The sequence below is a fragment of the Tenacibaculum agarivorans genome (genome assembly GCF_001936575.1).
Taxonomy (GTDB): Bacteria; Bacteroidota; Bacteroidia; order Flavobacteriales; family Flavobacteriaceae; genus Polaribacter; species Polaribacter agarivorans.
Genome location: NZ_MSMP01000007.1, coordinates 99,481 through 122,348 on the forward strand (window position 1 = coordinate 99,481; position 22,868 = coordinate 122,348).

At 31.2% G+C, this 22,868-nt stretch carries 24 protein-coding genes; 8 read left to right on the top strand and 16 right to left on the bottom strand.

Going from position 1 to position 22,868, the window contains the following annotated elements:
- Positions 1-164: 164 nt before the first annotated feature.
- From BVC87_RS23215 to truA, 3 genes are all read right to left on the bottom strand, one after another.
- A complete protein-coding gene (locus BVC87_RS23215; protein ID WP_075341631.1) occupies positions 165-608 on the bottom strand; it encodes a hypothetical protein in 444 nt (147 codons plus the stop codon).
- Positions 609-686: 78 nt separating this feature from the next.
- The gene (locus BVC87_RS06910) at positions 687-2,396 is read right to left on the bottom strand and encodes an ABC transporter ATP-binding protein (protein WP_075341738.1); all 1,710 of its coding nucleotides are present in this window, start codon (positions 2,394-2,396) and stop codon (positions 687-689) included.
- A 57-nt stretch (positions 2,397-2,453) separates the two neighbouring features.
- Positions 2,454-3,188, bottom strand: coding sequence for a tRNA pseudouridine(38-40) synthase TruA (gene truA, locus BVC87_RS06915; protein WP_075341632.1), 735 nt, complete (start codon positions 3,186-3,188; stop codon positions 2,454-2,456).
- A gap of 492 nt (positions 3,189-3,680) precedes the next feature.
- Here truA and BVC87_RS06920 point away from each other — a divergent pair, with 492 nt between their 5' ends.
- Positions 3,681-4,175, top strand: a complete 495-nt coding sequence (locus BVC87_RS06920) for a metallophosphoesterase family protein (protein ID WP_075341633.1) — start codon at positions 3,681-3,683, stop codon at positions 4,173-4,175.
- Here the strand turns inward: BVC87_RS06920 and BVC87_RS06925 are convergent.
- From BVC87_RS06925 to BVC87_RS06940, 4 genes are all read right to left on the bottom strand, one after another.
- Positions 4,165-5,886, bottom strand: a complete 1,722-nt coding sequence (locus BVC87_RS06925; RefSeq protein ID WP_159439329.1) for an ATP-binding protein — start codon at positions 5,884-5,886, stop codon at positions 4,165-4,167. The genes BVC87_RS06920 and BVC87_RS06925 overlap by 11 nt on opposite strands.
- Before the next feature lie 71 nt (positions 5,887-5,957).
- Positions 5,958-6,665 (bottom strand): hypothetical protein, encoded by a 708-nt coding sequence (locus tag BVC87_RS06930; RefSeq protein WP_075341635.1) that lies wholly within the window; start codon positions 6,663-6,665, stop codon positions 5,958-5,960.
- Between the two features lie 175 nt (positions 6,666-6,840).
- On the bottom strand, positions 6,841-7,500 hold the full coding sequence (locus BVC87_RS06935) for a response regulator (RefSeq protein WP_075341636.1): 660 nt from the start codon (positions 7,498-7,500) through the stop codon (positions 6,841-6,843).
- Positions 7,501-7,728: 228 nt separating this feature from the next.
- Positions 7,729-8,160: a DUF4293 domain-containing protein gene (locus tag BVC87_RS06940; RefSeq protein WP_075341637.1), complete on the bottom strand. Its 432-nt coding sequence runs from the start codon at positions 8,158-8,160 to the stop codon at positions 7,729-7,731.
- Positions 8,161-8,363: 203 nt separating this feature from the next.
- On the opposite strand from BVC87_RS06940, the gene rho reads away from it, so the two are divergent.
- Both rho and BVC87_RS06950 read left to right on the top strand, forming a co-directional pair.
- Entirely contained in the window at positions 8,364-10,022 is a 1,659-nt protein-coding gene (gene rho, locus BVC87_RS06945) for a transcription termination factor Rho (RefSeq protein WP_075341638.1), read from the top strand.
- Positions 10,023-10,181: 159 nt separating this feature from the next.
- Positions 10,182-10,643, top strand: a complete 462-nt coding sequence (locus tag BVC87_RS06950; protein WP_075341639.1) for a hypothetical protein — start codon at positions 10,182-10,184, stop codon at positions 10,641-10,643.
- Between the two features lie 158 nt (positions 10,644-10,801).
- On the opposite strand, the gene BVC87_RS06955 is transcribed toward BVC87_RS06950, so the two are convergent.
- From BVC87_RS06955 to BVC87_RS06975, 5 genes are read right to left on the bottom strand one after another with little or no spacing between them, the layout of a single operon-like run.
- On the bottom strand, positions 10,802-11,347 hold the full coding sequence (locus BVC87_RS06955) for a 5-formyltetrahydrofolate cyclo-ligase (RefSeq protein WP_075341640.1): 546 nt from the start codon (positions 11,345-11,347) through the stop codon (positions 10,802-10,804).
- A gap of 14 nt (positions 11,348-11,361) precedes the next feature.
- Positions 11,362-12,609, bottom strand: coding sequence for an NAD(P)/FAD-dependent oxidoreductase (locus BVC87_RS06960; RefSeq protein WP_075341641.1), 1,248 nt, complete (start codon positions 12,607-12,609; stop codon positions 11,362-11,364).
- Position 12,610: 1 nt separating this feature from the next.
- The gene (locus BVC87_RS06965) at positions 12,611-13,618 is read right to left on the bottom strand and encodes a 4-hydroxyproline epimerase (protein ID WP_075341642.1); all 1,008 of its coding nucleotides are present in this window, start codon (positions 13,616-13,618) and stop codon (positions 12,611-12,613) included.
- Positions 13,619-13,622: 4 nt separating this feature from the next.
- On the bottom strand, positions 13,623-15,200 hold the full coding sequence (locus tag BVC87_RS06970; RefSeq protein ID WP_075341643.1) for an aldehyde dehydrogenase (NADP(+)): 1,578 nt from the start codon (positions 15,198-15,200) through the stop codon (positions 13,623-13,625).
- Positions 15,201-15,203: 3 nt separating this feature from the next.
- Positions 15,204-16,118, bottom strand: coding sequence for a dihydrodipicolinate synthase family protein (locus BVC87_RS06975; RefSeq protein WP_075341644.1), 915 nt, complete (start codon positions 16,116-16,118; stop codon positions 15,204-15,206).
- A gap of 143 nt (positions 16,119-16,261) precedes the next feature.
- On the opposite strand from BVC87_RS06975, the gene BVC87_RS06980 reads away from it, so the two are divergent.
- On the top strand, positions 16,262-17,113 hold the full coding sequence (locus tag BVC87_RS06980) for an AraC family transcriptional regulator (RefSeq protein WP_075341645.1): 852 nt from the start codon (positions 16,262-16,264) through the stop codon (positions 17,111-17,113).
- A gap of 7 nt (positions 17,114-17,120) precedes the next feature.
- Here BVC87_RS06980 and BVC87_RS06985 read toward each other — a convergent pair whose 3' ends face one another.
- The 4 genes from BVC87_RS06985 to BVC87_RS07000 form a co-directional block, all read right to left on the bottom strand.
- Positions 17,121-17,675 carry a DinB family protein gene (locus BVC87_RS06985; protein WP_075341646.1) on the bottom strand — a complete coding sequence of 185 codons (555 nt, stop codon included), beginning with the start codon at positions 17,673-17,675 and terminating at the stop codon, positions 17,121-17,123.
- A 50-nt stretch (positions 17,676-17,725) separates the two neighbouring features.
- Complete coding sequence (locus BVC87_RS06990; RefSeq protein WP_075341647.1) at positions 17,726-18,262, bottom strand: Crp/Fnr family transcriptional regulator; 537 nt, start codon at positions 18,260-18,262, stop codon at positions 17,726-17,728.
- A gap of 23 nt (positions 18,263-18,285) precedes the next feature.
- A complete protein-coding gene (locus tag BVC87_RS06995) occupies positions 18,286-18,651 on the bottom strand; it encodes an MmcQ/YjbR family DNA-binding protein (RefSeq protein ID WP_075341648.1) in 366 nt (121 codons plus the stop codon).
- An 84-nt stretch (positions 18,652-18,735) separates the two neighbouring features.
- A complete protein-coding gene (locus BVC87_RS07000) occupies positions 18,736-19,347 on the bottom strand; it encodes a DUF4230 domain-containing protein (RefSeq protein ID WP_075341649.1) in 612 nt (203 codons plus the stop codon).
- Positions 19,348-19,512: 165 nt separating this feature from the next.
- Here BVC87_RS07000 and BVC87_RS07005 point away from each other — a divergent pair, with 165 nt between their 5' ends.
- The 4 genes from BVC87_RS07005 (at position 19,513) to BVC87_RS07020 (ending at position 22,851) form a co-directional block, all read left to right on the top strand.
- Positions 19,513-20,247 (top strand): hypothetical protein, encoded by a 735-nt coding sequence (locus BVC87_RS07005; RefSeq protein ID WP_075341650.1) that lies wholly within the window; start codon positions 19,513-19,515, stop codon positions 20,245-20,247.
- A gap of 55 nt (positions 20,248-20,302) precedes the next feature.
- Entirely contained in the window at positions 20,303-20,758 is a 456-nt protein-coding gene (locus tag BVC87_RS07010; RefSeq protein WP_075341651.1) for a hypothetical protein, read from the top strand.
- Positions 20,759-20,847: 89 nt separating this feature from the next.
- A complete protein-coding gene (locus tag BVC87_RS07015; protein WP_075341652.1) occupies positions 20,848-21,987 on the top strand; it encodes an amidohydrolase in 1,140 nt (379 codons plus the stop codon).
- Between the two features lie 18 nt (positions 21,988-22,005).
- Positions 22,006-22,851: a helix-turn-helix domain-containing protein gene (locus BVC87_RS07020; protein ID WP_075341653.1), complete on the top strand. Its 846-nt coding sequence runs from the start codon at positions 22,006-22,008 to the stop codon at positions 22,849-22,851.
- The last annotated feature ends 17 nt before the right edge of the window (positions 22,852-22,868 follow it).

Sequence of the window (22,868 nt, forward strand, 5' to 3'; positions counted from 1 at the left end):
TTTATTTTAATAAAATGTTTGATTTGTATAAATCGAAAAAATTAGTAGAAATTAATGTGAAGTTTTTAAAATTGTAACTACTTATTTTTCAAATAGAAAATAAAAAAACCTTAGTGAAAATCACTAAGGTTTTTACTAAGAATCTTCTAGAAATTCTTAATATATTATTTTGCTGGTGCCATTTTAGATTGAATAGCTGTAATTACGCTATTAAACTTTTTAACACCTTCTTCATCTAAAGAACTTACGATCTCTTTTCCTTTAGCTAACAACTCTGCTCCTTTAGCTACTAAAGCAGTGTTCTTATATGCGTCTTTTCCTGCTTCGATGTACTCTTTAGCGTACTTTGAATAAGCTTTTAAGTGCTCTCCTACTTTAGGATCTTTAAATTCAGGAATAGTTACTCCTTCGATAGCAGACTCAACCGCTTTAGCTGCATCAGCAACAACTTCTTTAGTTTCTTCAACAACAGTTTTTGCTGCTTCTTCAGTTTTTTCTACAGTAGTTTCAGTAACTTCTTTTACCTCTTCTTTAGCTTCTTTTGCTTTTTTACAAGAAGTAGCGAATAAAGCTCCTACTACAAAGACTGATAAAATTACTTTTTTCATAATTTGTGTGATTTTAAGTTTAAGATTGTATAGCAAATGTACTATTTTGAAGTAATTAAACAAATTTATAGTGTATAATTACATCATTTCCACACCAAACTGCTTTTCATAAAGGTTTCTATAGTAACCATCTTCTGCTAAAAGCTGATTATGATCTCCTTGTTCTACAATTGTACCCTTATCCATCACAATAATTTTATCGGCTTTTTTAATTGTTGCTAAACGATGTGCAATTATTATTGAAGTTCTATTTTTGGTAATCCTATCTGTAGCGTATTGAATCATTTGTTCTGATTCTGTATCTACTGAAGAAGTAGCTTCATCTAAAATTAAAATACTTGGATTACTTACATAGGCTCTTAGGAACGCTATTAACTGTCGTTGTCCTGATGAAAGCATCGCTCCTCTTTCTTTTACGTTGTAATGATATCCATTTGGCAAGCTCTCTATAAAATCGTGAATACCAATTTGCTTTGCAGCCTCTTGTACTTCTGCTAAAGAAATAGCACTGTTTTTGAGGGTGATATTATTTAAAATAGTATCTGAAAATAAAAATACATCTTGTAATACTACAGCTACTTGATTTCTCAATGAATTTAAATCATACTTCTCTACTGGTAATCCATCTACTCGTATTTCACCACTATCAATTTCATAAAAACGACTGATTAAATTAATGATGGTAGATTTTCCAGCTCCAGTAGACCCAACAATAGCAATGGTTTGTCCTTTTTCTACTGTTAAAGAAATTCCTTTGAGCACTTCTTCTCCTTCAACATAACTAAAACGTACATCATTAAACACTATATCTCCTTTAAGATTTTCTGCTTTTTCCGTACCTGATTTATCAATAGAACTCTCTGTATCTATTACTTTAAAAACTCGCTCACCAGATACAATTCCCATTTGTAATTGATTGAATTTATCAGCAATTTGACGTAATGGTCTAAATAGCATTTGTGCGTATTGAATAAAGCCAATAATTGCTCCTACCGTAATGGCATCATTACCTATAACTTGTAATCCTCCATACCAAACAATAAATCCGATAGCTATAGATGACAATATTTCTGCTATTGGAAAGAAAATTGAATAATACCAAACCGTTTTAACATGTGCTTTCTTGTGCTTATCGTTAATGGCTTTAAAGTTTTCGTACTCAATTTTTTCTCTATTGAATAACTGTACTATCTTCATTCCGGTAACACGTTCTTGCACAAAACTGTTTAGGTTTGCTACTTCATTTCTAACATCTTGAAACGTTTTTTTAATAGCTATTTGAAATAACTTTGTCGCATAAATTAAAATAGGTAATACTGCTAAAGCTATCAATGCAAGTTTCCAGTTGATGACTAACATTACTACAACTACAACCAACATTTTTAACACATCACTTACAATCATAAACACTCCTTGTGTAAAAAAATTAGCAATGGTTTCAATATCTGATACCACTCTGGTCACTAATTTTCCTACCGAAGTATTATCGAAATAGGCCATTTTAAAATTCAGAATATTATTAAAAATCTTAGCCCGTAAGTCTTTTATAATATTTTGCCCTACCCAACTGGCATAGTATATAAATGTAAACTGTAAGATTACTTGTATTATTAATACGGCAAGCATGGCCATAGTAAAATACAATAACCTTGTTAAATCTTTATTTGCAGTAAAATCATCTATAGCTTTTAATAAAATTAAAGGACTAGATGCCGCAAATATTGCTAACATAATGGTAGATAATGTGGCTACCCAAAATTGAACTCGATACTTTTTTGCAAAGCTCATTAAGCGTGCAAAAATTTTGATATCAAATGCATTTCCTGTACTATTCTTACTCACAACTTAAATATAATTGTATGTTACCTCTGTTAAAAATAAACCTTTTGCTGGAACTGACACTCCTGCTTTGCTTCTATTCTTACTTTCTATAATAGTTTTAAAATCTGCTACAGACTTTTTTCCTAAACCAATGTCTAATAAAGTACCTACTATAGCTCTAACCATGTTTCTTAAAAAACGATCAGCAGAGATATAAAACGTTAACTCCTGATCTTTTAACTCCCACTTTGCATGTGTTACTGAACAATTAAATGTATGTACGTCTGTTTTCACTTTAGAAAAACATTCAAAATCTTCATACGCATATAATAATTCAGCCGCTGCATTCATGGCTTCAATATCTATGTTTTTATAGTTTAGCTGCCAAGTGGTATCTAATGTAAATGGATTTCTACCCAACCATATTTTATACTCATAACTTCTACTTACTGCATCAAATCTGGCATGTGCCTCTTCTTCTACATGAATGAGTTGATAAATAACGATATCATCTGGTAAAATGGCATTTAATTTATAGGCAAAATTACCATCTAATTCTTTTGTGGTATCAAAATGTGCATACATCTGAGAAGCATGAACTCCAGCATCTGTTCTACCTGCACCTACAATATTTATTTCTTCTTGTAAGATGGTAGATAATGCATAAGTTATCTTTTCTTGTACTGATATAACATCTGGTTGTATTTGCCATCCATGATAGTGTTTACCATGGTATGCTAACTCTAAAAAATATCGCAAAGCATAGACTTTTAAATGGCTAAACTACGGATTTTATTTGGTTAAGACTTTTGTTGAATTCTTAAAAAAAAGATAATAAAAATACGCCTTCATATATTTTGACATTTTCTCAACATTTAAACATCAGTTTTCTACATTTTCCTACTGATTTACAAATACATAATTTTCAAAAAAATGAAGTAAACCAACAAAAAAACTTCATTTTTATAATTTACACCAATACAAAAACTACTGTATTATAACACTTTATTCAACTGAACTAAACTTTTATCTCTTTGAATTTTGATTTCAATCAGCACTTTTTAACCTTCTTTTCAATCTAGTATTTAATTCCATTAAAACATCTTGAAGACTTAGCAAAATTTTTAAAATTCTAATTCGGTTTTTCTTTTGATTTCGATGAAGTTCAATCATCAGAAAAACTGAGTGATTCGATAATATTTTACCCAAAATGTATAACAGGTACCTTTATATTATTTGTACTTTCGTGTTGTGAAAAAAATCTTATTACTTTCAGATACACATAGCTATATTGATACGCAGATTTTGAAATTTGTAAATCAAGCTGATGAAGTTTGGCATGCTGGCGATATTGGAAACTTAAAGGTTACTGATACTATAAAAGAATACAAACCTTTACGTGCTGTATATGGTAATATTGATGATGCTGAAGCACGTGCCGAATTCCCTTTAGATAATTGGTTTGAAGTTGAAGGGGTTAACGTATGGATTACTCACATTGGTGGTTATCCTGGTAGATATAAACCAAGAGTATATGCTGAATTACAGAAAAAAACACCAAAGCTTTTTATCTGCGGACACTCACATATTTTAAAAGTACAGTTTGATAAGCAGTTTAATTTACTTCATATTAATCCGGGTGCTGCTGGTAAACACGGATTTCATAAAGTAAGAACCATGATACGGTTTGAACTTGATGCTGGTGAAATAAAAAATATGGAAGTGATTGAATTGGCTAAGCAGTAATTACTTTTTCTCTTGGCACTACTGGTATGTTTACCATTACTTTTGTACCTTTTCCTTTGGTAGAGTCTATAAAGAATTGTCCATCCATCATACGAATACGTGCTTTAATTTGGCTTAAACCAATACCCGTTTCTTCTTCTGAAACTTGATCGAAACCAACGCCATCATCTTTTACAATTAGGTTGAGCACCGCGTCCTCTTCTTCTAATATAATGTAGGCATTTTTAGCTTGACTATGTTTTAATACATTATTGATAAGCTCTTGTACAATATTAAATACTTTAATTTCATAATCTTGAGCATAACGGTGAATAGTACCTACAGCTGCATTGATTTTAATTTCTGAATTGGAGAATTTTTTGGCGGCATCTTTTATGGCAAATTCTAAACCGAATTTTAATAAAATTGAAGACACTAAATTGTGCGATAGATCTCTAATTTTTTGTGATGCTTCTACAATAATTTGTCTTGTTTTTTCTAGTTCTATTGGAATCTCATCTCCAAATTGTTTATGGCTGGCTTGTAAATGCATATTGGCAGAAGACAATAACGCACTTACATTATCGTGTAGAATTTCTGCGATTTGTTTACGCTCCGTTTCTTTACCATCCATGGTAGCATTTAAAATCTTCACTTGAGTTTCAGAATTTAAACGCTCTAATTTACGTTGTTGACGCAACTCATTTTGAGACAATTCTAAACTTAAATTACGTTGGCGCAATTTATACAGATTTGCTAAAAACAAGAATAACAAAGATACACCTACTCCAACTCCTCCAATAATCCACGTTTTACGTTCTAAATTATACTTTAGTTTTAATCGTTTATTTTCTTCAAACTTTTGCATTGTTTCAACATTATGCTTAGCTTCAATTTCTTTGTATTGTTTATTTAATCCATCCTCATTTAAACTATCTCGTATTTCATAAGACTGCGTAACATATTCGTAAGCTTTATAATCTTTCAAATTATACATAGCCCAAGCAATATTATCATATAGTAATTCTTTTTGTTGAATTGCTTTTAATGAGTTTTCATTATTCAAATAAGTCAATGCATTAAAATACATTTTCTTTGCTCCAATATAATCTTCATTCAACACTGAAATAGTTGCTAAATTTGAATAAGCCGAAGCCAATGAAATATTATTTTTTAATCTTTCGTGAATTCCTATAGCCTTATTCAAATTAAACTTCGCTAAATCAAATTCTTTATTCCTTATATTAACAGCTCCTATATTAGCATATGCTTTTGCTTTAATACTCAATAAATCATCACTAAGACCATCAATATTTATTATTTTATTTAAATATATATTACTACTATCTTTTTGCCTAAGTTGAACAAATACAACAGACATATGATGATATATATCTGCCTTCAAAATTGAATACTCTTTAGATACAAATTGATCTATCTTTTTAGAACCTGAAATTAAGGGTATACATTTCCTTAAATAATCCAGACTCTTTTCATTATCTCTTTTACCATAAATAAGAACTTTAGCTAGAAGTAAATTAACTCTAGTTTGGGTAATATAATCTAACTCCTTCTCATCAATCAATGGTAACAAAACCTCTAAAGACTTACTATATTCTTCCTGCTGAAATAAAACTTTAGCATACTCATATTTTTTATTTACGATCGTATCTTGGTCAAATCTATCATAAGTAGCAAAAGCCGAGTTGGTTGGCTCGGCTTTTGCTTTCAAACATAAAAATATAAAAACAAGGGGGACTATAATTTTATATTTCATAGGAAATAGATTATATCGTTTAATCACTATAAGTCTACAGAAACTCTTGGTTTGTTTTTCTTGGTGTAAGACACTGTGTAAAGTGTCGATTTAGAACTAGAATTTTTATCAGAACTAGCCAATACTTTATTAGCTATGTAATTTACAAAATCTATTCGTAAAGGTAAACTAGGTGATTTCTTATATAGCTTGGTAAAATTAGTACCATTAGATTTACCTTCTTTTAAATGTACTTCAAAAATATTTTCATCTGCATTGTATTCAAAACTAGCATTTACCCCATCTCTAATTGTAAAATCTAATACATATTCGTCTGAACCTAAGTGTTCAATACTATAGGTTTCTAAATAATTTGTACTTACTACTCCTTTTGCCAATACAATATTTTCATCTTCAACTGTAATCGATCTACGTTGTGCATCGTTCTCAAAAACACCTAACTTTAATTCTTTATTGCTTAAATTAAGGTTTGCATTTTTAGTCGTAGCTGAAGCAGCAGCATCTTCGTAAGCATAGAAATTGTTAGTGTTAGTTTCAACATCTTTAATAAATTCACCATTAGCACCATCGGCTAATTTATAATCAACGGTATATACACCATTAGCATCTCTACTAATTTTGTATGATTTTAGTAAAGGTTGGTTAGATTCATTTATGATAGGAGTGTCATCGGTTGAGCAAGAGGTTAGAGCGGTAACTAATACCAGTAGAAAAGGTATGTATCTATTTAACATGACATTAGGTTTAATGGATTAATGAACTTTTGTAAAGTAGATTAATGGGGGGACCACTATTCCGTTTAAGTTTTTAAAAGTAGAAGGCTTGACAATACATTTATAATACAGCTTGCGGGGGGGGGGAACATATATAAGGACGGGGAACCTCTATATAAAATTGAAGGGAGGTCGATTAAACTATATTATTTTTAACAGCATATATTGCCAAACCTACTACATTTTTAACTTTAATTTTTTTATATAAATTTCTTCTGTGTGTTTCTATCGTTTTAACAGTTAAACCAAGTTTATCTGCTATTTCTGATGTGCTTAACTCTTGTGTTATGAGCTTTAGCACTTCAATTTCGCGTTCTGTAAGTGGTTCTACGCTAGAACTACTTTTAATCGCTTCATCAGTTTTTGTATCGTTTATATATAAATCGAACAAACTGTCTTTAATATCATCGCTATAATACTTTTCTCCTCGATGTACTGCCTTAATTGCTTGTATAATGTGATCGCTTGCTGAGCTCTTTTCTATAAATCCCTTTGCGCCAAGGGTAATCATTTCTTGTACAATCTTTGGATCACTTAAGCCTGAAAGTATAATTGTTTTTTGATCTACATTTCTATTTTTAAATGCTTTTAAAACACCTATACCATCTAATTTTGGCATGTTAATATCAAGTATAAGAACGTCGGCTTTGTTATTCTTAGACCACTCAACTACATCTTTTCCCGTCAGTGAGAAGCCTTCTAACTCAATTCCATCTTCAGTATTAATTAACGCTGAAATTCCGTCTATGATGATTTCATGATCATCAGCTATATGAACTTTGATTTTTTGTATCATTGTTACAGGTACAAATTTATAAGGTTACTTCGATTACACCAAATCACAAACACCCTGAAAAGGCTCTCAGGGTTTACCCTGAACGTCTAAGGGTTTTCCCTTAGATGCTTGTTTTTTAGCCACATACAATTCTAGTATAATTAACTCAAAAATAGCGATTTATGTATAACAAAAAAACCGAGATATGAATCTCGGTTTAGTCGCACTAAATATATTAAGATGTTAGGTTTATCGTAATCTATCAACTGATTTTACAAGATCTTCATCCTTTTTAATGGCTTTGTTTGCTAATACTACTAATAGTATTGTAACAACAGGAATGAACATCCCAATACCTTTCTCAGAAACTTCCGTTCCTCCAGATAAATTTAGTGATACATATACCAACACCCCTAATAAAAAAAGGTTTGTCAAAATATTTAAACGGCCTAATACAAATTGTAGTTGTCTATTCTTAAATAAGAATATTGTTACAACAGATAATATAGCCGATATAAAAAACGATACTGGTATCGTTTTTTGTATAACTGAAGCAGCAGAAAATAAATCTAATGAGAAAATATTTTCATTTGCCGTACTCCAAAGATTAAATACAAAAGTTAATCCTCCAGAAATAATTCCGGCGATTAATAAATATATAGTTTGTATTCTTTGTATCATATTTAAAAATTGGAACGCAAATTTACTGTTTCTTTTTTTAAAAAGAAACTTTGCAAATCAAAATATTTATATATATTTGTCGTGTAAGGATACCTCACAACCCCTTGCTAAGTTACCGGCAAGAATTTAATTACTAAAAGATCTTAATTAAAAATTTCCCCAACCATATCATAGTTAATACATTATAATTTAAATAAACACTAATGTTCGAAATCTCGGATTTAAAAGCCAAAAAACTAGTTGAATTACAACAAATTGCAAAAGTAATTGGTTTAAAAAAAACAAGTCAGTTAAAAAAGCTAGACCTTATTTATAAGATTTTAGACGCTCAGGCTGAGGCTTCTAAAGACCAAAAAGAAGAGAAACCTTCTGAAGCTGCTGAATCTAGAACTGAGCAACCTGTGACTGCTAAAAAAGAGGAGACTACTGCAAAAACTGAAAGTACAGAAAAAGAAGCTAAAGTTGAAAAACCTAAAAGAAGACGTATTTCTAAGTCTGTAGAGCAAGCAGCAAGCACTGTGAAGACTGAGCAAAGACCACAGCAAAATACACAAAAGAGTTCTTCTTCTGAGCATAAATCACAACATCATAATCATCAGAACAGGAACAATCAGCAAAACAGAAATAATAATCAGCACAGAAATAACAACCAGAATAGAAACAATAATAACAACAATAAGCACCAAAATAAAAACCAGGGGCCTAAGCATAAAAGCGGTAATAAATATCGTGATCCTGATTTTGAGTTTGATGGTATTATTGAAAGTGAAGGAGTATTAGAAATGATGCCTGATGGATATGGTTTCTTACGTTCTTCTGACTATAATTACTTATCATCTCCTGATGATATATATGTATCACAATCTCAAATTAAACTTTTTGGTTTAAAAACTGGAGATACAGTAAAAGGAAATGTTCGTCCTCCAAAAGAAGGTGAGAAATATTTCCCGTTAATTAGAGTATCAAAAATTAATGGATTAAGCCCTAATATTGTTAGAGATCGTGTTTCTTTTGAGCATTTAACACCTCTTTTTGCTAATGAAAAATTTAATTTAGCACAAAAAGGAAGTTCTTTGTCTACGAGAATTATGGATTTATTTTCTCCAATTGGTAAAGGACAACGTGGTATGCTTGTAGCACAACCTAAAACAGGTAAAACCATGTTATTAAAGGATGTAGCTAATGCCATTGCTGCAAATCATCCAGAAGTATATCAAATTGTATTATTAATTGACGAGCGTCCTGAGGAAGTTACAGATATGAAGCGTAGTGTACGCGGAGAGGTTGTGGCTTCTACATTTGATGAGCCTGCTGATAAGCACGTACGTGTAGCTAATATTGTATTAGAAAAAGCAAAACGATTAGTAGAATGTGGGCATGATGTGGTTATTTTATTAGATTCTATTACACGTTTAGCTCGTGCATATAACACTGTTGCTCCTGCTTCTGGTAAGATTTTATCTGGAGGTATTGATGCTAACGCTTTACATAAACCTAAGCGTTTCTTTGGTGCGGCTCGTAATATTGAAAATGGAGGTTCTTTAACTATTATTGCTACTGCTTTAACAGAAACAGGTTCTAAAATGGATGAAGTTATCTTTGAAGAATTTAAAGGTACTGGTAACATGGAACTTCAGTTAGAGCGTAATATTGCAAATCGTAGAATTTACCCTGCTATTGACTTAATTAAGTCTAGTACACGTAGAGATGATTTATTATTAGATCCGAAAACTGTACAACGCATGTGGGTATTACGTAAATATTTAGCTGACATGAACCCAATTGAAGCAATGGAATTTATTCAACAACGTATTAAAACTTCTTTAAATAATGAGGAGTTCTTAATTTCAATGAATGGATAATTACCTATAACTTTTCATATAATATATACTGAACGCCTTGAGAAATCAAGGCGTTTTTTATGTTTATCTACTCTCATTATTCCTTATGAGAGTAATTAATTTTTAATAAGTGATTGATTTTTAGTTTATTTGTAATTAAATCAATTATCAACTGTTACTATGAAAAAAATCATATTACTTATTGCGTTTACTGTTTTATGTATTAACCAAGCGTTTGCTAAAAGAGCGCGAATTCCTGTTTGTTTTCCTTGTGAAAAGTTAGCATTAGTTGAGGATTTACCTGACGATGAAAACTTAAAAGAGGGAACTGATTTCCTTAATTTAGGGTATTTATATGAGGAATATAGCGCTGTTTGGATTCCTGCTTGGAACAAAAAAGGTAAATACGTTTTAGTTAATGAGGATGAAACATTGTATTACGATCTTACAGAAGCTCAACTGGCTGAATTAAAGACAAAATACAATTTAGAGTTATCTAGTCATCCTTTATCTCTTTGGAAGAAAATTGGAGGTAAAATTGTTTACATTTTACTAATTGGCTTTATTATTTGGAGTAAACTTTCTCCTAATGATGAAGACGAGGAAGTTGAAGAGCAACCTACTCAAGAAACAACAGAGTAAGTGTAGTCAATTTTTTAGTACAAAATTAGGAGCATGTCTGAAAAGTATTTTCAAACGTCATTACGAAAAATTTTAATTTTGAAGTAATCTTTTAACAGTAACTTAAATTTAAAAGATTCCTTCATTTCATTTGGAATGACGGCTTTTCAGACCTCTTTTTATGGAGTAATTACCACATCTAAAGGTACATCAAACTCATTTGTATCTGAAATACTGATAATGGGGGTAAAAAAGTTTAAACCTATGGTTTGTACTGAAGGCTTACACGCACTCAAAAAACGATCGTAAAATCCTTTTCCATATCCTACTCTATACTTCTTTTCATCTGAAATTAACAAAGGAACAAACACTAAATCAATATCTTTTACATTAATTTCTTTTGCTTCTTCGGGTTCAGGAATTCCATATTTACTTACATTTAACTTCGTATCATTTTCAAATAGAAAATGTGTAAGTGTAGAAGTGGTAAAATCACTTTTACTAATAATAATATTCTTATTTTTTGATCTTAAAAAAGCAATAATAGGATACGTATTGATCTCTTTTTGCTTTTCAATAGTCAGAAAAATATGGATATTTTGGACAGTAGAGAAATCATGTTTAAATATTTGAGCATAGATTCTTTCCTGAAGTTTCATTACCTCATCACTAGATAATTCCTTACGTTTTTGTTTGTATACTGCTCTTAGTTCCCGCTTGTCCATTGAAACAAATATAGCTAAGAAAATCTTTCTACGGCAAAAGGAGCTATATCCATACTTGTTTTTTGATTAGAAATGATTTGTGTAACCAGCTTTCCTGTAGCCGGACCTAAACTCCACCCCATCATAGCATGTCCTGCAGCTACCGTAAGATTTTTATAGCCTGAAACTCTTCCTATGAAAGGCAAACCATCTGGAGAACATGGCCGTAATCCACATTGTGCTAATTCTTTTTCTTCAGTACTTATCTTCAAATTTGAGTAATATTTTTCCGCTGCCTTTGCAATTGCCGCTACACGTTTTGGATTAATCCTATGATTTATTCCTCCTATTTCCATAGTACCTGCAAAACGCGTAAAACTTTTCATTGGTGTAACCGCCACTTTAGCCTCGATTAAAATGGAAGGAATTGATATTTCTGTTTCGTTTTTTACATCAATTCTATATCCTTTTCCTGCCTGAATTGGAATATTTACTTGTAGTTTTTTTACCAAGTTTTGTGTCCAAGCACCCGCTGCAATTACTACTTGATCAGCATATATTTCTCCTTGAGTAGTTTGAATCGATTGTATAGAATTTGACTGTAAAGTAAAATCCAAGACTTCTGTTTCAGTTTTAAATACAACACCTTTATGTAACAAATACGTTTTCATTTGCTGCATAAATTCATTTGGTGTCATATGCGCATCTGATAAGTAATGAACAGCTCCTTTTACTTTTGAATTTACTCTAGGTTCTAATTCTTGTAGCTCTTCTTGAGATAAATGATTGACCTTTAGCCCACATTCGATTGCTTTTTTTCCAACTTTCCATTCTTCTTCTCCGCCCTTATCAGTTGCGTATAACATTAACAAACCTCTATGCTGATGAAAAAAATTAAATCCCTTATCTGCTTTCATTTCTTCATACAACTTTCTACTCAATAAATTAATATCTCGAATCACAGGAATGGAACGTGTTACTTTTTGTTGTGTTGCTGATTTTTTAAACAACCATGTCCATTGTAAGAAATCATAATTTAATCTTGGCTTTACGTAAAACGGACTTGAGGAATTGAACATCCATTTCATTCCTTTTGTAATGATACCGGGAGCAGCTAGAGATATGATATGACTAGGAGTAATTAATCCTGCATTTACGTAAGAAGCACCCGAAGCACAATTGGATTGATCTACAATTATAACTTCGTGCGCCTCCTTTTGTAAATAATAAGCTGTACATAAGCCTATTATTCCCCCTCCAATTACTACTATTTTCTTACTCATTTTAAATTACTTGAAATCCATGTGCATACGGATCGTCTTCATCATCAATACTAATCGTATTATATCCGTATACTTTTGCCCAACCTTGAATACTAGGTACTATAGCTTTTTTCCCGTTGAGAATTGTTTCTTCTTTAATTCTTCCTATAAATTTACTTCCAATAAAACTCTCATGAATAAACTCTTCTCCAATGGCTAATTTTCCTTTAGCATATAATTGTGCCATTCGTGCTGAAGTACCTGTTCCGCATGGACTTCTATCTATGGCTTTATCTCCGTAAAAAACCGCATTTCTTCCAGATGAAGTATGCTCTAAAGGAGTTCCTGTCCATAACATATGAGACACGTCTCTAATCGTATTATTTTCTGGATGTATAAATTGATTTGGATATTTTTTATTTATTCTAACTCTTACTTCTTGGGAGTACTGAATAATTTTAGATGCTGTATAGTTTTGTATTCCAGAAAAGTTTTTCTGTGGATCTACAATGGCATAAAAATTTCCGCCATAGGCTACATCAAAAACTATTTTCCCCAGTTCAGGACAATTAATTGTTAAGTTTTCAGCAGCTAAATAGCTTTTCACATTAGTTAATCTAACCCATTCTACTTTATCTCCTTTTTGTTGATATTCAATTTCTACCAAACCTGCTGGGGCTTCCATTTTAATTTTACCCGGAATTTTCGGGATAATTAATCCCTCTTGTATACCAATAGTAATGGTTCCAATTGTTCCGTGTCCGCACATTGGTAAACATCCTGAGGTTTCTATGAATAAAATTCCAAAATCATTTTCAGGATTTTGCGGTGGATATAAAATAACACCACTCATCATATCGTGTCCGCGAGGTTCAAACATTAGTCCTTTTCGAATCCAATCGAATTCTTTTAAAAAATGTTGGCGTTTTTCACTCATGGAACTCCCTACCAATTCAGGTCCACCATGTTTTACTACTCGAACAGGATTTCCACACGTATGTCCATCAATACAGGTAAAAATTGATCTCATATCGTTACGATTTATTGAGTTCTCCGTTTACCAATCTTGTTATCTGTAATGGATTTTCATCTTTTAGCTCATCTGGCAATAAAGAGTTTGGCCAGTTTTGGTAACTAAATGGACGTACCCAACGTTTTATAGAATGAATCCCTACCGCTGTAAAACGACTATCCGTTGAAGCTGGATATGGACCACCATGAACCATAGAAGGACAAACCTCAACTCCCGTTGGAACTCCATTAAAAATTAATCGACCAACTCTGTTTTGCATTTTCGCTACCAACTCAGGGTAATTGGTAATTTCATCATCATCTGAAATAATAGTTCCTGTGAGTTGACCTTCTAACTTTGTAATTATTTCTTCTAATTCTTCAATGTTTTCACACCCCACAACAATAGAGAATGGTCCAAATACCTCGTGATGTAATGCTGTATTTTCTAAGAATGTTTTTCCTGAAACTGTAGCTACTACTTGCGATGCATAATTTGTTTGTACTTCAGTATCCAAACTCCCTACAACATTTACTTTTTCTTGTTGTATAGCTCGTTGTTTACCACTTTCATAAGCGGAATGGATATTTGGATGCAGCATACAACTAGGATTAACCTCTTTAATTTTAGTTCCCAACTCATTCATAAAATGTGTCAAATCTTCTCCTTCTACTCCTAAAATCAAACCTGGATTTGTACAGAATTGCCCTGTGCCTAACGTGATAGAGTTTGCATACGTATTTGCAATTTCACTTCCTCTATTGTGTAACGCTTTAGGCAATAACACTACAGGGTTTATACTTCCCATCTCTGCAAAAACTGGAATTGGTTCTTCTCTTTTGGCTGCAATATCTAATAAAGCTCTTCCTCCTTTGATACTTCCAGTAAATCCTACAGCTTTCACACTGGGATGACTCACTAATTGTTGTCCTGCTGAATAATCTTGAGAATTTATATTGGAAAAAATACCGTTTGGCATTCCTGTTTTTTCCGCTGCTTTAATAATTGCAGAAGCGATTAATTCCCCTGTTCCTGCATGCATTGGATGCGATTTTACAATTACTGGACAACCTGCTGCCAAAGATGCCGCTGTATCTCCACCTGCCGTAGAATATGCCAATGGAAAATTACTTGCTCCAAAAACAACCACAGGACCTAAAGGAATATTCATTTTACGTAAATCTGGTTTTGGAGCCGGGGTTCTATCTGGAATTCCAGTATCTATAGAGGCTTCTACCCAAGATCCTTCTTCTACCAAATCAGCAAAAGAACGCAATTGAAAAAGTGTTCTTCCTCGTTCACCTAAAGCTCTTCCTTCTGGCAAACCTGTTTCTGAACAATATACTTTTATTAACTTTTCTTCTAAATTTTCAATTTCATCTGCAATAGCTCTTAAAAAGCTTGCTTTTTTTGAACCTGAAAAAAGTTTGTACACATTAAATGCTTCATTTGCTTTAGCTACTGCGTTTTCAACTTCTTCTGTAGTTGCTTGAGTGAAACTATTTTGAATAACAGTATTTAATTCAGGATTAAAAGTTTTAAAAGTAATATCTCCTTCAGATGATAATTGATTTCCTATATAATTTTTTCCAGTAATCATTTTCTACAAGCTTTTATAATTTGGTAGTGTTGGTCTGTTTTGTAAACCTTGTTCAATAATCGCTAATACTCGCTCTCGTTCTTCTCCTACTAATGGTAATCTTGGTGCTCTTACATTTTCAGTTCCGATTCCTATAGCAACTTCAGCTAATTTTATATTCTGAACTAATTTAGAGTTTATATCTAATTCTAACAATGGTAAAAACCATCTATAAATCTCTAGAGCTTCTTGAATTTTTCCAGCTTTTTGTAATTCATAAATGGCTACTGTTTCTCTTGGAAAGGCACAAACCAAACCTGCAATCCAACCGTCAGCTCCCATTAATAAACTTTCTAACGCAAGTGTATCTACTCCCGTCATAATTTTAAGTCGATCTCCAAACTGGTTTTTAATTCGTGTTATGTTAGAAATATCTCTGGTAGATTCTTTAACAGCTTCAATATTTTCACATTTTAAGAGTTCTTCAAACATTCCTAAAGTTACTTCAATTCCATAATCTACCGGATTGTTATACACCATAATTGGTAATGAAGTATTATTTGCAACAGTTTTAAAATATTCAACAGTTTCTCTACCATCTGCCTTATAGCGCATAGGAGGTAACATCATTAGTCCTTTAGCTCCGTCTTCTTCAGCTTTTTGAGCTGTTAGTACTGCAGCTTTGGTAGTTTGCTCCGCTAGATTAAGCAACACAGGTACTTTATCATCTACTATACCAACAGTCACTTTCGTTAGTTCTCTTTTTTCATCATCAGACAAAGTACTTGCTTCTCCTAATGTTCCTCCAAGTACAATCCCATGAACACCAGCATTTAGTTGTGCTTTAATGTTTACTTCAAAAGTTTGTAAATCTAATGTATCTTCTAATGTGAATTTGGTGGTTACTGCTGGCATAACCCCTTTCCATTCTATTGCCATTTTATTTTGTTTTTTAGCAAATGTATTTTCAATTAAGAGATTTACAATTACAATTATTAACTAAAAATGATACTATATTAATCATTACAAACAACAAAGGTTTTTTAAAGAATAATATCACACTAGTTTTGTAACTTATGAAGATGAAAGCATTACCTTTTAAAATACCTAAACCTAAAAATTTAGGCGTCATTTATCAGGAAGATAAAACGAAAATCTTTTATGATAATTTTCATACACATGAAGAAATTCAAATCTCTTGTATTATTAATGGTAAGGGAACTTTAATTGTAGGAGACACCATTCATCGCTATGCGGAACATGATGTTTTTGTAATAGGTGGTAATTTACCTCATGTTTTTAAAAGTAGTGAAAAAGAACCCCACGATTCATTTATGATTTCCTTATTCTTTACTAAAACTTCCTTCGGAAAGCATTTCTTTGAATTGGACGATTTTAAAGAATTAACTCCATTTTTTAAAGCCTCTTTAAATGGTTTTAAAGTTATTGACGCTGAATATTTGATTCCTATTTTTCTTACACTCCAAAAAGCGTCTAATTTTGAACGTTTTATTATTTTTTTCAAATTATTAAAACAATTAAACCAAGCGATTACGTCTCCTTTAGCTAGTTTCATTTCAGATCAAAAGTACAGTGATGACAGTGGAAAACGTATGCAAACCATTATGAGCTATACAGTTGAAAACTTTAGTACTGAAATTAGTTTAGAAACTATAGCAGAAAAAGCCAATATGACTAAGAATGCATTTTGTAAGTATTTTAAAAAACGTACTAATAAAACTTATTTTACCTTTTTAAATGAATTACGTATTGAGAATGCCTGCGAGTTATTGACTTCTAAAAACGATATATCTGTAAAAGAAATTGCCTATAAATGTGGATATAATAGTCTTTCTAATTTTAATAGAAAATTCCTTTCCATTAAAGGCATTACTCCTTTAAAATACAGAAATACTATATTAAAAGCACTTTAATTGGTATTTAAACATGACAATTTCTTAGCACTTTTTTTGCTTGTGCTACATGTCTTTCATTATGATAAATTAAAACTCTAAATGTATCTCCTAATTTTAACTTTATGAGCTTAGATATAGAGATTGCTGTTTTAGTTTTATCTAAATTTATTTCTTTAGATTGCTCCAATATATCTATAATTTGATGCTGCTGATCTATAAATTTTTCAAGTGTTTTTTTATTCAATTTGGAGTGTAACGGATTCATAGATTTAAATGTTTTCATTGTATTTAAATTTTCCTTGTATGAAACCGCATTGCTAAAGTAACGTCCTAGCCAATTGCTTTTAAAAACTTTAGAACTTTGATAGTTTGAAGCTTCTATTCTTTTATTTATTTCAGGTATGTAAAAGTCACCATACCTATTTAAATGCTCAATACATTCTAAAATACTCCAACTTTTAGCATTTTCTCTCCAATTTAACGTTTCTATAGACTCCTTTTTAAAGTTTTCTACTAATTGTAAGTTGTTTTCCGTAGTTATACGTAAATCTTGTAATAACTGTGTTGATGTTAATTCCATTTTTTTATTACAAATCTCTAACTAAAATGTATGCAAAACATTGATTGAAATTAAGATTTTTTTATCCTTGAAAGTGTTTCTGGAGTCATTCTTAAATAAGAAGCTATGTATTTATTTGGTATTTCTTGAAAAAGTTGTGGGCTTCTTTTTAAAACTCTACGGTATCTTTCTAACGGAGATATCGTTAAAATATCTCTTTCTCTCTCCATTTGTTGCAGTACAAAATTTTTTAAAATTTCATTCCAAATTCTTTGATTTTCAGGTGAGGCTTCAATAAAGTTTATATACTCTTTTTTAGGAAGTACTTTTACCGTTGTTTGTTTTAAGGCTTGGATATAAAAATCTGAAGGTTGCTCATGTAAGAAAGAATCTAATGCAGCTATTAAATTATTTTGATAACCAAATCTGATTGTTTGTTCTTCTGACTCTTCTAGTAAAAAAATTCTCAAACTACCACTTTTAACATAATACAGATTCGTATCTATTGTTCCTTTTACTTTTAAGTATTCATTACGTTTTAATGTAATTTCTTTTTCCCAAAGATGTTGTTGATCTATTTTTTGTATTAGAAAAGAAATTATATCCATTACATTAATGTGTAAGTAAAGCTTTAAAGGTTTTTTAATTCCTCCTTTAGTTTTTTAGTTAGTCCTTTTACAACTAAATCATAAGAATGATCTATCAATTCAAATGCTAAAGGATCTGGAACATCTTGATTTAGTATAATCGTATTCCAATGCTTTTTGTTCATATGAAAGCCTGGATTGATACTTTCGTATGTTGCACGGAGTTCCAAAGATTTATCAGGATCGCATTTTAGATTTATTTTTTCTTCTCCTTGTTCCCAACGATCTAAACCTACCAAAGCAAACATTTTTCCCATCACTTTAAACACTAGTGTTACTTCATCAAAAGGAAAATGTTCTGTCACTCCTTTTTTGATAATACAATATTCTCTAAGTTGTTCTATGTGCATTTTCTTAATTTTATTCCGTTACTTTTTCAAAAGATGATATTTCCCATGATAATCTACTGTTTTTTTATTCACTAAAAACAATCATTATTCTAACAATTTTGTATTTGAATCCGGTAATTCTAAAGAAGAATAATCTAGCTTCCAACCTATGGTTTCTATTAAGTTTTGCATTAAAGCTATCGCTTCCAAAGCTTCAGTATTTGCAGCATGCATTAAGTTACTATTGGGTATTTTTTGTAACACATGTTCTTTGGCTGCCTGATTTACTTTAGTTAGATCTTCTGGTCCAAATTTGTTTAAAAATCCATCTTGAATATCATAAAAACTAATATTGGGTTCTACAGAAAGTACTTCAGGTCTTGGAAAGTTTGATAAAATTATTGTTTTATTCTTAGTATCTGCCTCCATTTTAATTTTTCTAAAATCGAAACCAATATGTGTTTTAGCATTAATCAAAATTATTGCTTTCTTTTTACTTGAAATTAACCCTAAAAATTTCCCTTGGGTATCTTCATGATGGTAAATTTCGGCGAAATCTCCTTCAACTGTTATTAGCTTAGTTACTTTCTTTATTTTATCTAATAAAACTACTGACTGACTTTCAGTTAAATTTTTGTTTTTAACATTAGAAAATTTCTGAAAAATAAAAAAGGACACGACTGCACCAAGTGCCAATCCAAAAAATAATAATTCCATAGTTACGAAATTAAGATTTTAGAAATACAATTATTCAATAAAATCGAATTTACTTAAAAACACTTCAAAAAAACATTAAAAGTGAACACTTGTAAACGCGACATATCTAAATCATAAAGCTTTTAGTACATTTATAGCAGAACTTAACTATAAAACTAAATAATTATGTTTCAATCTATTTTAATTATGGTCGTTGTTTTTGGAGGATGTTTTATGTACTACAAATTTGCAATGCAAAAAACACGCAATCTAGCTGCTAATTTTGACAAAAATGCTGTAGCTGAAAATATAGAAAACCATGTTAATGACCTCACCAACTCTAAACTAGATTACTTAAAAAAATGGATGAACGGTGCGCCAATTGATCTTTTTACAGATGCTAGCATTCCCGTTTCTGTAAAAGATAAAGCTAAAAATACTGCTGTTGATGCTGCCAAAAGTGTAGCTTGGGCTGCGGTTGGAGTAAAAGCAAAATATAAACGTGTTGAGGCTGTTTCACATTTAGTATTAAGCAATGATAACTTGCATTTTCTAGCAGCTGATATAGATGGAAATTTACAAACTCATTTAACTTTTACTCCTGATCAGTTAAATAATGCTAAAATTGAATATAAGGGACCTAAAAAAGGTGCTGATTTAGCAAGCGGTCTTACTGATTTCTTAAGTGAAAAGCTGAATAAAGAAGAAAATATGGTTAATGTATTTGCAATTACGCTTAAGCACGACAAAGAAGATTTTACTATTCAAGCACATGATAAGATTGTATTACCTTTTGAAATGGGAGATAGCGGTTATGCTGAAAAAGCTATGGTAGCTAATGTAATTGCTGAAAACTTTTTTGAAAAGCTAGGTGAAAGATATCCTAATCTGATTGCTTCTAAAGGGCGATTAGTTTCATAACTCAATATTTATGCAAAAGAAGCGCATACCACTCCTTCTCTTTTTAAGCTGTTTTTTGTCTACACAAATTATAGCGCAAGAAATAACTGATGAATGGAGTGGTATGTATCGTTTAGAACCTTATGGAAAAGTATCGGATAGTATAGCTCCAAAACAATTTTATAACATCCAAAAAATAGTTTTAGAACACGATAATAGTACTTCTCTTTATCACTTATCTATACCTGATCAATGGATCATTAAAAATATGGCTAATAATGATGATCAAAAAGTGTTACGTGCCTTTTCATTTTCTGAAAAGAAAAATGATTATGAAGAATTTGGCTGGACAACACTCTATAAAAAGGGTGCTATTAAATGTGTAGATGGCGGCAATCTTTTTATCTGTAAAACAAAGCCCAAGACAAAAATCTCATTTGGTAATGATCAATTCATTTCTAATTCAGGAACCTTTGGAATATTACTACACTATGGCATTTTTGAATTGTATAAAAGTTCTTCTTCGAAATAACATCCAAAGTAAACATATTAAAAGTACTTATATAAATTACAAAATACACTTCATTAGAAAGTAGTATTTTTATGTAAAAATGTTTACTAATGACATCTGAAATCATTGCGTTACGTAAAACGTTACATGCCTATCCTGAAGTTTCTGGACAAGAGTTTCAAACGGCAAAAAGAGTTCAAGATTTTATACAACAGCACTATCCTGGTAAAATTATTGATGAAATTGGTAGTCCTAGTTTTGTAGTTGTCTACGACTATGGAAAAGAAGGAAATACGGTAGCTATTCGTTGCGAATTGGATGCATTACCTATTGTAGAAGAAAACGATTTTGAATACTCTTCTATCCATTCTGGAGTTTCTCATAAATGTGGTCATGATGGTCATATGGCCATAGTAGCTGGACTAATTTTTTGGTTAAAAGAACAGAACTTTAAGCAAGGACGGGTAATTCTTATTTTTCAATCTGCTGAGGAGACAGGAAAAGGTGCTTATGAAATGTTAGGGGATCCTAAATTTAAAACCTTAGAAATCGATTATATTTTTGCCTTGCATAACATTCCTGGGGTTGATTTGAACACTATAATTACCATGAAAAATGGGTTTTCTGCTGAAGTAGAAAGTTTTGTTTTACAATTGAATGGTTTAGCATCACATGCTGCTGAACCTCAAAATGGTATAAATCCTGCTTTGGGCATAGCGCAACTGGTACAAGAACTCAATCAGTTAAATATTAACGATCCTAATTCGGAAAACTTTCAAGTACTAACTCCTGTTCACATCAAAATGGGAGAAGCTAATTATGGTATTTCGCCCGGTAATGCTGAACTACATTACACCGTTAGAACTTGGAGTTTAGACACTATGACTCAACTTAAAAAGGATATTTTAACTCATATTGACACTGTAACCGATCATAATAAATTACAATATCAAATTACTTGGTTAGAACATTTTCCTGCCAGTGAAAATCATCTTGATTGTAATGTTATTATTAAGGAAACAGCTGAAGTACTTAATTATGAAGTATTAGAGCGTAATTATCCTTTTAAATTTGGCGAAGATTTTGGCTGGTTTTCTAGATATTATAAAACAGGAATGTTTGGCTTAGGTTCTGGCAAAAACACACCTCCTTTACATAATCCTTCTTATGATTTTCCTGATGAAATTATTACTACTGGAATTTCCATGTTTGGGGGTATCATTAAAAAAGTTTTAATATCTTCAAAATAAAAAAAGGATCGTTACACTATGGATGTTGTTAATTTACCTGAAGATATATCAGTAGGACAAGATCAACTATTAGCTATTTATGACTACAAAACTTCTACAGAAAGTTTAAAGCAAATGGTTACACTTCAGAAAAATACTTTTAGTTTTTTGATTCAAGGACATAAAGAAGTTTTTTCTAACAAAACACAAACTATTATTAATAACAATAGCTTTTTACTGATGAAAAAAGGGCGTTGTTTAATGACAGAAAAAATAACAAATCCTAATCAAGAAAATTATAGAAGTATATTATTCTTTTTTAATAATGAAGTACTTACTGAATTTGTTCACAAGAATAAAATTGAATATCAAAAAAACAACACTTTAAAATCCTCAGTATTTTCATTTAACTATGATGATTTTCTTACCACATTTACGCAAAGCTTAATTGCAATTACTAAGTTAAATGCTAAAGTTCAAACTACATTATTACAGTCTAAATTTGAGGAACTGATTTTATATTTAATTAGTACACATGGAACTGATTTTGTAGCTTCATTACTTTTTGAAATTCAAAATGAGAACCAACACTTTATTGAAGTTATAGAGTATAACAAACTTAACAAACTAAGTTTACAAGAACTTTCTTTTTTATGTAACATGAGTATTTCTACTTTTAAACGTGAGTTCACAAAACATTTCAACTCCTCTCCTAGCAAATGGTTTGTAGCGCAACGTTTAGAACATGCAGCACATTTATTAGAGAATACCTCAATTCGACCTACAGATATTTTTGAAGAGATTGGTTATGAAAGTTTATCAAACTTTATTCAAGCTTTTAAATCGAAATTTGGTGTTACCCCAAAACAGTTTCAATTAAATTGAGCTTTTAGCAATACTTT